Genomic DNA, 12810 nt, shown 5'->3' with positions numbered 1-12810 from the left:
GGAATCATTCCATGCAAGAAGTCGTCATTGTCGCCGCCACCCGTACCGCCATCGGCAGTTTCCAGGGTGCCCTGGCGAATGTTTCCGCCGTTGACCTCGGCGCTGCGGTGATCCGCCAGCTGCTGGCACAAACCGGTCTGGATGTTGCTGAAGTCGATGAAGTGATCATGGGCCAGGTGTTGACCGCCGGCGCCGGACAAAACCCAGCGCGCCAGTCAGCGATCAAGGCCGGCCTGCCGTTTACCGTGCCGGCGATGACCCTGAACAAGGTCTGCGGTTCGGGCCTCAAAGCGCTGCATCTGGCGACCCAGGCGATTCGTTGCGGCGATGCCGACGTGATCATTGCGGGCGGCCAGGAAAACATGAGCCTGTCCAATTACGTCATGCCCGGTGCGCGCACCGGTCTGCGCATGGGTCACGCGCAAATTGTCGACACCATGATCAGCGACGGCCTGTGGGATGCGTTCAACGATTACCACATGGGCATCACTGCCGAAAACCTGGCTGACAAGTACAACCTGACCCGCGAACAGCAAGACGCCTTCGCCGCGGCCTCGCAGCAGAAAGCCACGGCCGCCATCGAAGCCGGGCGTTTTGCCGACGAGATCACGCCGATCCTGATTCCTCAGCGCAAAGGCGATCCGGTTGCTTTCCAGGTTGACGAACAACCCCGAGCAGGTACCACCGCTGAAGCGCTGGGCAAACTGAAACCCGCCTTCAAAAAAGACGGTTCGGTAACCGCCGGTAACGCCTCGTCCCTGAACGACGGCGCCGCCGCCGTGATCCTGATGAGCGCCGAAAAAGCCAAGGCCCTCGGCCTGCCAGTGCTGGCGAAAATCGCTGCGTACGCCAACGCGGGCGTCGACCCGGCGATCATGGGCATCGGCCCGGTCAGCGCGACTCGTCGTTGCCTGGACAAGGCCGGTTGGTCCATCGACCAACTGGACCTGATCGAAGCCAACGAAGCGTTCGCTGCGCAATCTCTGGCGGTGGCCAAGGACCTGGAATGGGACCTGAACAAAGTCAACGTCAACGGCGGCGCCATCGCGCTGGGTCACCCGATCGGTGCATCGGGTTGCCGGGTGCTGGTGACCTTGCTGCATGAAATGATCAAGCGTGACGCCAAAAAAGGCCTCGCCACCCTGTGCATCGGTGGTGGTCAGGGCGTGGCACTGGCGATCGAACGGGCGTAAAGCGTTCAACAGACGGCGCGGGGACCCACGAAGATCCGTTCGCCGTCTGGCAAAACACCCGGTGCGATTCACATCGCACTGGGTCCTACAGTCAGTCATAAATCTACGCTGCGCCGCATACTTTGTAGCAGCTGGCGAAGCCTGCGTTCGGCTGCGAAGCAGTCGTGGAATCAGGCAGTGCGGTGCATCAGGAGTACCGCGTGTTCAGGTTTGGCGACTGCTTCGCAGCCGAACGCAGGCTTCGCCAGCTGCTACAGGTTGCGTCGTCAGGCAAATTTCACCAGATTCAGCACCGGCAGCGGACCGCCTGGAAACTGCATCAGCCGCGCCCCGACGCTCAATCCCCCAAGGTCGATCCCGAAGAAGCCCAGCTGTTCGATGAGCGCTGCCACTTGAGCTTTCGCATCGGCATCATCACCAGAGAGAAACAGCACTCGCCGCGCACCCTCCGCCGTCGGATCGCTCTCCAGAGAACGTGCCTGAAGGTGATTGAACGCCTTCACCACCCTCGCACCGGGCACCCATTCGGCAAACACTTCGCTGGAGGTGCGGCCTTGCAAATCCACCGCTTTGAACGACGGCGCCTCGATTGAGTTGTTGGCGTCGATGACAATCCGCCCACCAAAATTCTCCAGACCGGCGGACCTGTCCGGACACACCGGCATTGTGATGCGCGGCACCCGCACCGGGCGGATTCGCCACTGGCTGATGCACGATGGCGCGGGCAATGAAGCACCTGCCAATCTGAACGAAAACATTGTGCTCAATGATCCGGCCGCCATGCGCGAAGCGGCGATACTTGGCTTGGGCGTGTCACTGCTGGTAATGCCGGATGTGCGGGCGAATATCCAGCGTGGCGAATTGGTGCGCCTGCTGCCCGATTGGCACGCCGACGCGGGGCCGATTTCGCTGTATTACCCGAGCCGGACGTTGATGCCGGCCAAGACCCGGGTGTTCATAGACTTTGTGGTCGAGGCGTTTTCACACCACTGACAGACTGATCGTTCCCACGCTCTGCGTGGGAATGCAGCCCGGGACGCTCCGCGTCCCTGCCGAAGCGGACGCGGAGCGTCCATTGAGGCATTCCCACGCAGAGCGTGGGAACGATCAGCACCCGCATCGGCCTCACGCTTTTTGGTGTACACGCAAACCCCGTGTCGATTGCGGCCCTGATATTTGTATACAAAATCACGACACCTATAGAGCAATCACTCACCCGCAATGCTAACGTTGCCGCCTCACTCAGGTCAGAGGTGCGTGTGTGCTGATACTCAAACTGCTGGTCATCCCAGGATTTCTCTTGTTGATTTCCCTGGCCGGTAAACGCTGGGGACCGAGTGTCGCCGGTTGGTTGTCGGGGTTGCCGGTGGTGGTTGGGCCGATTCTGTTCTTTCTCGCCATCGAACAGGGCCAGGTGTTCGCCGCTCAATCGGCGACGGCAGCACTGTCTGCGATGTTCGCGATGATTGCCTTTTGCGTAACCTACGCTCAGGTTGCACAACGCGCGAGTTGGCCGTGGGCGCTGGTGATATCGCTGTCGGTCTGGGCCACGGCGGCCGTTGTGCTGTCGTTGACTCCACCGTCCCTGGTGTTCTCGGTGATCGCCGCCGCGACTGCCCTGCTGGCGGCGCCGTATTTGTTTCCCTCGGTACAGCCAATCGTTTCAGGTCCGGTGCCGAAGTCCGACAAACTGCTGTTGCGCATGATTGCCGGCGCCCTGCTCACCCTCGCGGTCACGTTGTTGGCCAGCACCGTCGGCGAACGCTGGAGCGGCCTGCTTGCCGTGTTCCCGGTGCTGGGCAGCGTGATGGCGGTGTTCTCCCAGCAAACCCGCGGTCCGGCGTTTACCGCTGCTTTGTTGCGGGCGACGGCGACCGGAATGTATTCGTTCGCGGCGTTTTGCCTGGTGTTGGCGTTGGCGTTGCCTGGCATGGGTCTGACCGCGTTTGCCCTTGGCGTCGCGGTGTCAGTGGGCATGCTCGGAGTGACCAAGCGCTTGCTGGCAAAACCGATGAGCCCGACGGCGGACGCTGGACGTACGGCAATCAAACGCTAAGCTGCTCGATGTCATCGGGCCAGGATGGTAGCCCGCTCATCGCGCTGAAGGAACAGACATGACTCAGCTCCGAAACAGCCACAGCGCTACGGCCGTCGGCGTGATTGCGATAGTGCTCTGGTCTTCCCTGGCCTTGCTGACCACCCTCACCGAAGGCATTCCACCGTTTGAGCTGCTGACACTGGGTTTCGGCGCGGCGTTCGTGGCGAGCCTGGTGATTCTGGGCCGACGCGGGATCGCCGGGTTCAATAGCTGGCGCCAGCCCTGGGCCGTTTGGGCGACCGGGTTCGTCGGGATTTTCGTTTATCACGCGCTGTACTTTTTCGCGCTCAAAGCCGCCCCGGCGGCCGAAGCCAGCTTGATCAATTACCTTTGGCCGCTGTTGCTGGTGTTGCTGTCGGCGTTCTCAGCCGGCGAAAAGCTGCACAAACGGCAATTGCTCGGCGCACTGCTGGGCTTGGCTGGCACCGCTTTCATCATGCAGCAGCGCGCCCCGAATGCGGGTGCCGCGATGCCCATCGCCGGTTATCTCGCGGCGTTTGGCTGTGCGCTGATCTGGTCGGTTTACTCGGTAATCAACCGCCGGTTCAGCGAAGTACCGAGCAGCATCATCGGCGGAATCTGCGGTCTGGTCGCCGTGGCCGGACTGGTCTGTCACCTGGCCTTCGAAACCACGGTACAGCCCGACTTCAGCCAATGGACCGCGATTGTCGTCCTCGGTCTGGGGCCGGTAGGACTGGCGTTTTTTGCCTGGGACCACGCCACCAAACACGGCAGTCTGGCGACGCTGGGTGCGCTTTCCTACCTGGCGCCGCTGATGTCCACGTTGTTGCTGATCACCGTCGGGCGCAGCCATGCCAGCCCGATTCTGATCATCCCTGCGCTGCTGATTATTGCCGGTGCAGCCATCGCCACCTCGCGATCAACCACCAAAGTGCCGATAACACGTTCGATAGTTTCGAACGAGTAAAGCAAAAAGCTCGTACGTCAATCTAACGGGTTTCGCCCACCACCAGCCTCAGTTCAACACTCCATGGCGAGCCCCCTCGCCACAGAAGCTCTTTCGATACAACGCGCTGGAATGCGTCACAACCTCCATGGGATGATCGCCCTCAAAGCGCGACCATCCCCTGGAGTTTCCGATGTCATTGTTAAGTAAAAAAGCCGTTGTCCTGTTGCTGACGGCGGTTGCCAGTCTGGGAGCGCTGAATGCGCAGGCAGCCAAGGCCACGGCCAGCGATACCGCGCCGGCACAGAAAGTCTCGATGCTCGGCGGCAAGTTCAAGTTCACCCTGCCCAAGGGCTTCGTCGCCAACCCGTTGCCCGCCGGCGACGCGGCCACCGGTACCGCAGGGGCAACGGGCACCATGTACACCAATCAGGCCACCAAAACCGTCGTGATCGCGGCTGAAAACACCCTCCCCGGCGGCCTCAACGTCAAAGACAACGACGGTCAGTTCCTCGACTCGGCGGCCTCCGACTTCGCCACCGAACAAGCCAAGGCGCTGCCGGACTTCACCAAGCTCAGCGAAAAAAGCCTGACCCAGAAAGGCACCGGTCTGGGCCTGCGGCAGATCGACAGCACCGCGACCCAGGGCGGCGGTAAAACCCTCGACACCACACTGATGGCCGCGTCCAACACACGCATGGCGATCGTTCAGGTGATTTCCCGCCTCAGCGACAATGCTGGCCACGAGACGCTGGTCAAACAGATCGTCACCGGCAAGTAAGCATCAGCGATTGAGGTGCTGCAACCAGGCGCTCAAGTCCTGCATCTCGGCAGCACTGATGCTGTGACCGACGCCAGGGTAGGCATGAAATTCAGGCTTGAGTGACAGGCTCTGCAACAGGCTGTTGGCGTCCGTGCCGTCATTGTAGGGAAGGCGTTTGTCTGCAGTGCCATGACCGATGAAAATCGCCAGCTTCTGGCGGTTTTCATCCGGTTTCAGTTCGGACTGGAGCACCGGCAAAATCCGCCCGCTCAACGCTGCGATCCCGCCCACCGCCTTGGGATGACGCAGCGCCACCTCGTAGGACATGATCGCGCCCTGGCTGAAACCCACCAGGAAAACCTTGTTCGGTTCGGTGTGATATTTCTTCGCGGCCTGTGCGACGAAATCCAGCAACACCTGGCCGCTGGACTTCAGATCATCCGTCTCACCGTTGTAGGCAGCGTTGCCCTTCTCGCGAAACCACTTGTAACTACCCTCCTCCATCACCATCGGTGCGCGTACCGACAGGAAGTTGTATTGCGCGGGTAACTCAGCCTTGATGTCGAACAAGTCCTGCTCGTTACTGCCGTAACCGTGGAGGAAAATCACCAACGGCTGATTGCGCGATTCGGGGTTGGCCTGCTCCAGGTACTTGAGCGGCAGATCAGTTTGCAGCGGGGTTTGAGCGTGGACGGCGGCGGACGCCAGGAGTGTCAGCAGAGCGAAAAACTTCAACATAAACCTTCCTTCACAAGTGCAGGATTCGGGGCAGAGCCTAACATCTCTTTCCGGATACGCCGCCCTAACGGTCGGGAAAACCTCAATCGTTGATGAGTTTCCCAACCCGAATCGGCTCACGCCCCGCCACCTTCGCCTGCCAAGTGCCCGGCTGCGTATAGCGCCCGCGATCGATGGCAAACATCACGCCGCTGGTCCCGGCGCAAACGGTGGTAACCCGGTCGCTCAGTGGGTCAACCACTTCAAACAGGGCATCGCCCTTCTCCACCCACTCACCCGAATCGCGCAGGAAACTGACAACCCCGTGATGCGGCGCGAACAGGTATTGGGTGCCTTCGAACGGCATGCCTTCACAGCATTCGCTCGGTGCCGCAGGCCAAGTGCCTTTGATGAAACCCTGCTCGGCGAGGAACCCGAGAATCGCCTCGCAATTGGCTTGAGCCTGATCGACCCGCGTATCTCCCATGCTGCCCAGCTCCAGCGTCGTCGCCAGGTTGGCCGGCGGGATCGCGGCCTCAGGGAAAGCCCTTGCCAGGCGTAACCACGGCGATGAACACGATTCATCGAATGAGCTGCCGCCGGAGTCTTCGCAGAGCAATGCAACCCCAGCCTTCAAACGCGCCGCCAGGGATTGCCACTGCGGCCAGTGTTGCGGCAAGGCATAAAGATGAATCGCCGCGTCGAAATCACAATGCAGATCGAGGGTGATGTCGGCATCGCAGGCGTGGCGCAGCAGCAAGCGGTGCATGGCTTCAAGTTGCGAGGCCGGTGTCGGTAAGCCGTCGAGTACCAGGCCCATGGTCTGGCGGATCAGCGCAATGTTGGCAGCCGCATCACTGCCCAACCGATCGCCGATCAACTCGGCAACCGGTGCGCTGAGTTCAACGAAGGAGCGGTTGAAGTTCTTGCCGCTGCCCAGCTCGAAGCGACCCATGTGGCTGCCTTGCAGGTGCTGATCGAGGCCAATGGGATTGGCCACCGGGACCAGTTCGATCACACCCTGCAACTGACCTTGGGTGTCGAGTTCGGCCAGACGCTTCTTCAGCTCCCACGCTGTGCGCATGCCCGGCAGTTCATCAGCGTGCAGGCTGGCCTGAATATAGACCTTGCGAGTGCCCACGCCATACCGAAACACGCTGAGGGTGCGTTCGGTGCCCAGGTGACTCCAGGGCAGTGAATGGTCGATGCGTTGCATGGCGTGCTCCTGTATTCGTGATCTGCGCAGAATAAATCATGAAGGCATAAAAAAAGTGGCAACCGCGTCAACGGTTGCCACTTGTTTGAACCGCGTGATTACTGGCCGTAAACGTCAAAGTCAAAATACTTGTCTTGCACTTGTTTGTACTTGCCGTTGGCGCGGATTTCGGTGATGGCGGTGTTGAATTGGTCCGCCAGCTCTTTATCACCCTTGCGCACAGCAATACCGGCGCCGCCGCCGAAGTACTTGGCGTCTTCGTAAGTCGGGCCCACGAAAGCGAAGCCTTTACCGGCATCGGTTTTCAGGAAACCGTCATTCAGGTTGACCGAGTCGGCCAGCATCGCGTCGAGACGACCGGCGACCATGTCCAGGTTGGCTTCCTGCTGGGAGCCGTAGCGGACCAGATTGATACCGGCCGGCACCAGCACTTCAGTGGCGAAGCGGTCGTGGGTACTGGCGCGCAGCACACCGACTTTCTTGCCTTTGAGCTCAGTCAGCGGGTCTTTGACGTCGGTGTCTGCCTTCATCACGAAACGCGCCGGGGTGTGGTAGTACTTGATGGTGAAATCGACGTTCTTTTTGCGATCGTCGGTGATGGTCATGGACGACAGGATCGCGTCGATCTTCTTGACCTTCAGGGCCGGGATCAGGCCGTCGAACTCTTGCTCGACCCAGGTGCACTTCACTTTCATCTGCTCGCACAGCGCGTCGCCGATGTCCACGTCGAAACCAGTGAGTTTGCCGTCAGGGGTTTTCATCGAGAATGGCGGGTAACCGGCTTCGATACCGAGGCGGATCGGCTTGGCGTCTTCGGCCACGGTCGTCAGGGACAACATCGACAGTGCCAGGGCACCGAACATCACTAGCTTCTTCATTTATAACTCCTGTGTGCGGAGGCTTTTTATTGGCAGCATTCGGTAGGCTGCGTCCGGTTGGAAAGCACCGAAGTGGCCGGCAGTCTAGAGCGGCTTCAGGAGGGCAAATTGTGTTTAAGCGACAAATTCTTATAGAAAAGTGGCCGGCGAATTAAACCTCCTTGAAGCGTGCGCCAAGCCGGTGCAAAGACGGTAGGACAAGCCCTTTTTTCAGACAAAACCTACAAGCAAAAACTACAAGTGAGCCCTGATGCCAACGTTGAATCTGATCCAGCACCACCCCGCCGAAGGTCCTGGCGCCATTGCCGACTGGGCCAAGTCTCGAGGACTGACGCTGAACGTCTTTCGCGCCGACCTCGGCCAGTTGCCACCAGCGAGTGCGGCACCCGTGATCCTGTTAGGCGGGCCTTATGAGTCCACCGGCGGGCCGGCCTGGCTGGAAGCGGAGCGTCGGTGGCTGGCGGGCAGTCTGGATCAAGGCGCGGCGGTGTTCGCGATTTGTCTGGGGGCGCAGCTGCTGGCGCTGAGTCTGGACGGGAATGTGCGGCGGATGGACCGCACCGAAACCGGATGGACCCGCGTGACGTTCGTTGATGGCCAGAAGCTGAAGGTGCTGGAATGGCACGAAGACGCGATCGACTTGCCGCCCAACGCGCAGTTGCTGGCCAGCAGTGATCAGTGCGAGCAGCAGATGTATTGCGTCGGGCCGACGCGGGTGGGTTTGCAGTTTCATCCAGAATGGAATGCTGAATCAGTGGCGACGCTCAATGCGCATTTTGCCGAGGAGTCACCGCTGCCTCGGGATCAACAGGACAGCGCCGCCTACGCAACCGTGCTCGAGTGGTTGCAGGCGACGCTGGATGGGTGGTGGGAGGCGCAGGCTACCGCCTGATCAGCACTCGCAACCGATCACAGCATTCACCGGCCGTTGCACCGCAGTGCTCAACTCAAAGCCTTCATCCACCCACCCGGTCACCCCGCCGATCATTTCCTTGACCGGGTAGCCCAGCGCCGCCAGTTTCACCGCAGCCTTGTTGGCACCGTTGCAGTGGGGCCCGGCGCAATAAACCACGAACACGCTGGTTTTCGGGTACGCCGCCAGACCTTCAGCGGTCAGCAGTCGCCCCGGTATATTGATCGCTCCCGGCACATGGCCACGCTCGAATGCGAGCGGACCGCGCACATCCACCAAAACAAAATCCACCTCGCCGGCCTGTTGGCTGCCATGGACGTCGGAACAATCGGTTTCGAAGGTCAGACGGTTGCTGAAATGCATCAGGGCGATGGCCGATGGGGCGGCGGGAATCTCGCGGACCAGGCTGTTCATGGGCTGTACTCCAAAGTCTCGGTGGGTGTGAGAAGACTTTATCCGCTCGACGCTTGTGGCTACAGTGGCGCACAAGACACTCACCGGGAACTTTCCGCCAAATGCAGCCCACCCCTGGATTAGTTGCGATTCTGGCCTACGACGGCCTCTGTACGTTCGAGTTCGGCATCGCCGTGGAGATCTTCGGCCTGGCACGTCCGGAGTTCGACTTCCCTTGGTACGAGAATCGGATCGCTGCTGTCGATCAAGGCCCGATGCGCGCCATGGGCGGTATTCAGGTGCTGGCCGATGGCGGCATGGAACTGCTCGAGGACGCCCGGACCATCATCATTCCCGGCTGGCGTGATCGCAGTGCCCCGGTGCCTGAGGCACTGATCGCGTCCCTGCGCCAGGCCCATGCACGGGGCGCGCGGCTGCTGTCGATCTGTTCGGGCGTGTTCGTGCTGGCGGCCACCGGTTTGCTCGACGGTCGCGGCGCCACGACGCACTGGCGCTACACCGCTGAGTTGGCCGAGCGTTTTCCGAACATTCTGGTGGACCCGGACGTTCTTTATGTCGATTCAGGTCAGCTGATCACCTCGGCCGGCAGCGCTGCCGGTATCGATGCCTGCCTGCACTTGGTGGCGCGGGACTTCGGTACGCAAGTGGCCAACTCGGTGGCGCGGCGGCTGGTGATGTCGCCGCAACGCACCGGCGGACAGGCACAGTTCATACCGACACCGGTCAGTCCTACGCCGCGTAGCGATTTGTCCCGCGTCATGCAGTGGGCGCGGGAGCGTTTGCATGAACCGCTGGAGGTTCGCGAACTGGCAAGTGAGGCGGCCATGAGTGAACGGACGTTTCTGCGCCGGTTCACTGAAGCCACCGGCATGCCGCCTAAAGCCTGGTTGCAGCATGAGCGCCTGGGCCGGGCCCGCGAGCTGCTAGAGAGCACGAATCAGAACACCGACCAGATTGCCCAACGCTGTGGGTATCGCTCAGTGGAGAGTTTTCGGGTGGCGTTTCGTAGCGTGGTCGGCGTGCCGCCGTCGGTGTATCGGGAGCGTTTTGGGCGTGAGGTTAAAGCAATTTCTTAAGGTGAATTTGAAGGCCCCTTCGCGGGCAAGCCTCGCTCCTACAAGAACACTGCCGTCCCTGTAGGAGCGAGGCTTGCCCGCGAAGGCGTCAGCCCAAACACCAGTTTTCTCAAGGCTTACGCAACAGATACGTATCCATGATCCACCCATTGGCTAACCGAGCCGCCTTGCGCACCCGTTCGATCTCATCCGCCACCTCCCTGAGCTTGCCGCTGATCAGGATTTCATCCGGCGTCCCGAGGTAGGCCCCCCAGTAAATCTCTGTCTCCTGATCCACCACTTGATGGTAGGAATCCTCCGCATCCAGCATCACCACCAGGCTGTCGGCATCACTCACCTGCCCCGCCGCCAGCCGCCGGCCCGTGGTGATTTCAATCGAGCGGCCAATTCGGTTCAGTGGCACCTTATGCTGCGCCGCCAGCGCCTGGACACTGGTGATGCCGGGGATCACTTCGAACTCGAAGACGCACCGGCCTGAGGCCAGAATCGCCTGCAAGATCCGGACAGTGCTGTCGTACAGCGCCGGATCGCCCCACACTAGAAAACCGGCGCACTGGTCGTCAGTCATTTCCTCGTTGATCAGCCGTTCGAAGGTCTGCTGCTTGGCCAGGTTCAAGTCTTCCACGCTGGCCTTGTAGTCCACATCACCACGCTCGCGCTCCGGGCTGTGGGCTTCGACAAAGCGGTAGTCGCGATCGGTGATGTAGCGCTCGCAGATCTCGCGGCGCAGGTCGATCAGTTTGTCTTTGCTCTGGCCCTTGTCCATGAGGAAAAACACATCGACGAGGTTCAGCGCTTTCACGGCTTGCATCGTGATGTAATCGGGGTTGCCGGCACCGATGCCGATGACCAGAAGTTTTTTCATCAACGTGTTCCCTCGGGGTCAGTGCCCAGCAAGCGTAGGCGCCAGCGGCCGTTGAACCGCAACTCGAGGGTCGACAGCGGTTCGACGTCGATCAGGTTGAACGAAGCGCCTTGCAGCACGTACGTCAGGGCGGCGCGAATGACAAACGGATGGGTGACAGCAACGATGTGCCCCTGTATGGCCTCCAGAGTTTTCAGCCACGCGACCACCCGCTCAGCGAGTTGCGCCACCGACTCGCCACCGTGGGGTGCCGAATTCGGGTCATCGAGCCAGATCTGCAGCGTATCGGCTGCGGATTTTTGCAGATCGTCGATCCGCGCGCCTTTCCAGTTCCCGAAATCGCAATCCCTCAGTGCGCAGACAACCTCCACGTCGCTGCCGAACAGCTCGGCGGTTTGCCGGGTTCTCAGTTCAGGTCCACACACCAGTCGTGGCGTCCCTTTGAACTGAGCACAACGAGATCCCCTTGCCGATTGCCAATCCATTTCCAACGGCTCATTCGTAGGAAAACGCGCCAATTTCTGTGCGACAGTTCGAGCGTGGCACATCAGGGTCAAACGGGTTGCCTGCACGAAGGATCACTCGGCCGATGGGAACGGAAAACGGCGTCACGCCGCGACAATTGCCCAATTGTGCCGCAAGAAGCGCGATCCAGGGCGTTTCGTTTGATCCAGTCATACACGATCGAAAACTTATTTCACCTCAAAGAATCGGCGATATCCGACACCACTATGGGCGATGACCTACGAGCTCAGTCGACATCCAAGTAGCCCAAGGCCCACGGGCTTTTCGCCCCAATTTGCGGTTCCAAAAAAACATGGAAAAATTCACTAGACATGTTGAGTCCACTACATAAATACTGTTTTAGCAATTTGTGAAGCGAAACCGACATATCCATCCAGCAGGAGCCCGGATGCCTTCTCTCAGAGACCTGATCACCGATCCCGGCCTGGAACTTACGCCGTCGGAACGCAAAGTCATCCGTGCCTTGCTGGACCAGTACCCGCGTAACGGACTGGGCCCGATGTCACGGTTGGCCGAACATGCCGGTGTCAGCGATCCCACCATCGTGCGACTGGTGAAAAAACTGGGCTTTAGCGGTTACGCCGATTTCCAGGATGCCCTGCTCAGCGACATGGACCACCGCCTGCGTTCCCCCAGCGCCCTGTTGCAACCTCGTTCTCATCTTCAGAAAGGCGACGCCTGGAGCCATTATCTGGCGGACAGCCATCGAGCGCTGGTGGACACCCATGCCCTGACCCAGCCCGAAGATGTACGGATTCTGGTGGAGTGGCTGCTCGACACCCGCCATCAGGTGCATTGCTTCGGTGGGCGCTTCAGCAGTTTCCTCGCCAATTATTTGCTCAACCACCTGCGCCTGCTGCGTCCGGGCTGTTTCGCCCTGGAAGACAACGCGCAACTGCCAGACCGATTGTTCGACGTGCAGCGTCAGGACGTGGTGCTGGTGTTCGACTATCGCCGCTACCAATCACAGGCTCTGCGCGTGGCCAATGCGGCGAAAAATCGATATGCACGCGTGGTGTTGTTCACTGACATCTATGCTTCACCGCTGCGAGAAATGGCCGACCTGATTATCAGTGCGCCGGTGGAATCGGTGTCGGCCTTCGACTCCCTGGTCCCGGCGCTGGCTCAGGTCGAGGCGCTGATTGCCTGCCTGACCCTGCGCAGTCCTGATCTGGCCGATCGCCTGGAAGGCATCGATACCCTGCGGACCGACTTCGACACTCACCTGCTGGAGGAAAAATAAGG

13 protein-coding genes and 2 pseudogenes are annotated in these 12810 nt (G+C 60.4%); 8 read left to right on the top strand and 7 right to left on the bottom strand.

All coding sequences use genetic code 11. The annotated features are described in order from the left end of the window. Positions 1-11 precede the first annotated feature (11 nt). Positions 12-1193, top strand: coding sequence for an acetyl-CoA C-acetyltransferase (locus QK293_RS24675; RefSeq protein ID WP_282382229.1), 1182 nt, complete (start codon positions 12-14; stop codon positions 1191-1193). A gap of 266 nt (positions 1194-1459) precedes the next feature. Here QK293_RS24675 and QK293_RS24670 read toward each other — a convergent pair. After that, a pseudogene (locus tag QK293_RS24670) lies at positions 1460-1834 on the bottom strand (NADP oxidoreductase); the annotation flags it as partial. Here QK293_RS24670 and QK293_RS24665 point away from each other — a divergent pair. From QK293_RS24665 to QK293_RS24650, 4 genes and pseudogenes are all read left to right on the top strand, one after another. Further along, positions 1830-2186: pseudogene (locus tag QK293_RS24665) on the top strand (LysR substrate-binding domain-containing protein); the annotation flags it as partial. The pseudogenes QK293_RS24670 and QK293_RS24665 overlap by 5 nt on opposite strands. Positions 2187-2454: 268 nt before the next feature. Continuing rightward, positions 2455-3249 (top strand): hypothetical protein, encoded by a 795-nt coding sequence (locus QK293_RS24660; RefSeq protein ID WP_282382226.1) that lies wholly within the window; start codon positions 2455-2457, stop codon positions 3247-3249. Positions 3250-3307: 58 nt separating this feature from the next. Further along, entirely contained in the window at positions 3308-4219 is a 912-nt protein-coding gene (locus tag QK293_RS24655; protein WP_282382223.1) for a DMT family transporter, read from the top strand. A 172-nt stretch (positions 4220-4391) separates the two neighbouring features. Continuing rightward, positions 4392-4979, top strand: coding sequence for a hypothetical protein (locus QK293_RS24650; protein ID WP_282382220.1), 588 nt, complete (start codon positions 4392-4394; stop codon positions 4977-4979). 3 nt (positions 4980-4982) lie between these two features. On the opposite strand, the gene QK293_RS24645 is transcribed toward QK293_RS24650, so the two are convergent. The 3 genes from QK293_RS24645 to QK293_RS24635 all read right to left on the bottom strand — a co-directional run bounded on the left by QK293_RS24645 (position 4983) and on the right by QK293_RS24635 (position 7772). Then, entirely contained in the window at positions 4983-5699 is a 717-nt protein-coding gene (locus tag QK293_RS24645) for a dienelactone hydrolase family protein (RefSeq protein ID WP_282382218.1), read from the bottom strand. An 82-nt stretch (positions 5700-5781) separates the two neighbouring features. Next, positions 5782-6894: a succinylglutamate desuccinylase/aspartoacylase family protein gene (locus tag QK293_RS24640; protein WP_282382216.1), complete on the bottom strand. Its 1113-nt coding sequence runs from the start codon at positions 6892-6894 to the stop codon at positions 5782-5784. A 98-nt stretch (positions 6895-6992) separates the two neighbouring features. After that, positions 6993-7772 carry an ABC transporter substrate-binding protein gene (locus QK293_RS24635; protein ID WP_282382214.1) on the bottom strand — a complete coding sequence of 260 codons (780 nt, stop codon included), beginning with the start codon at positions 7770-7772 and terminating at the stop codon, positions 6993-6995. 250 nt (positions 7773-8022) lie between these two features. On the opposite strand from QK293_RS24635, the gene QK293_RS24630 reads away from it, so the two are divergent. Then, complete coding sequence (locus QK293_RS24630) at positions 8023-8664, top strand: type 1 glutamine amidotransferase (RefSeq protein WP_282382210.1); 642 nt, start codon at positions 8023-8025, stop codon at positions 8662-8664. On the opposite strand, the gene QK293_RS24625 is transcribed toward QK293_RS24630, so the two are convergent. Then, positions 8665-9099 carry a rhodanese-like domain-containing protein gene (locus tag QK293_RS24625; protein ID WP_282382208.1) on the bottom strand — a complete coding sequence of 145 codons (435 nt, stop codon included), beginning with the start codon at positions 9097-9099 and terminating at the stop codon, positions 8665-8667. It abuts the gene before it with no gap. A 101-nt stretch (positions 9100-9200) separates the two neighbouring features. Between QK293_RS24625 and ftrA the strand changes: the two genes are divergently transcribed. Then, positions 9201-10175, top strand: coding sequence for a transcriptional regulator FtrA (ftrA, locus tag QK293_RS24620; RefSeq protein WP_282382206.1), 975 nt, complete (start codon positions 9201-9203; stop codon positions 10173-10175). A gap of 109 nt (positions 10176-10284) precedes the next feature. Here ftrA and cobF read toward each other — a convergent pair whose 3' ends face one another. Together cobF and QK293_RS24610 are read right to left on the bottom strand one after the other, a co-directional pair. After that, a complete protein-coding gene (cobF, locus tag QK293_RS24615) occupies positions 10285-11040 on the bottom strand; it encodes a precorrin-6A synthase (deacetylating) (protein WP_282382204.1) in 756 nt (251 codons plus the stop codon). Then, positions 11040-11612: a histidine phosphatase family protein gene (locus QK293_RS24610; protein ID WP_282382203.1), complete on the bottom strand. Its 573-nt coding sequence runs from the start codon at positions 11610-11612 to the stop codon at positions 11040-11042. The genes cobF and QK293_RS24610 overlap by 1 nt, the downstream gene beginning before the upstream one ends. 341 nt (positions 11613-11953) lie before the next feature. On the opposite strand from QK293_RS24610, the gene QK293_RS24605 reads away from it, so the two are divergent. Continuing rightward, entirely contained in the window at positions 11954-12808 is an 855-nt protein-coding gene (locus QK293_RS24605) for a MurR/RpiR family transcriptional regulator (RefSeq protein WP_282382200.1), read from the top strand. Positions 12809-12810: the final 2 nt, after the last annotated feature.

Source organism: Pseudomonas sp. AL03 (assembly GCF_029960815.1).
In the GTDB taxonomy this organism is placed as follows: domain Bacteria; phylum Pseudomonadota; class Gammaproteobacteria; order Pseudomonadales; family Pseudomonadaceae; genus Aquipseudomonas.
The sequence above is the reverse complement of the archived record's forward strand: the minus strand, read 5'-3'. Positions and strand labels throughout refer to the sequence as shown.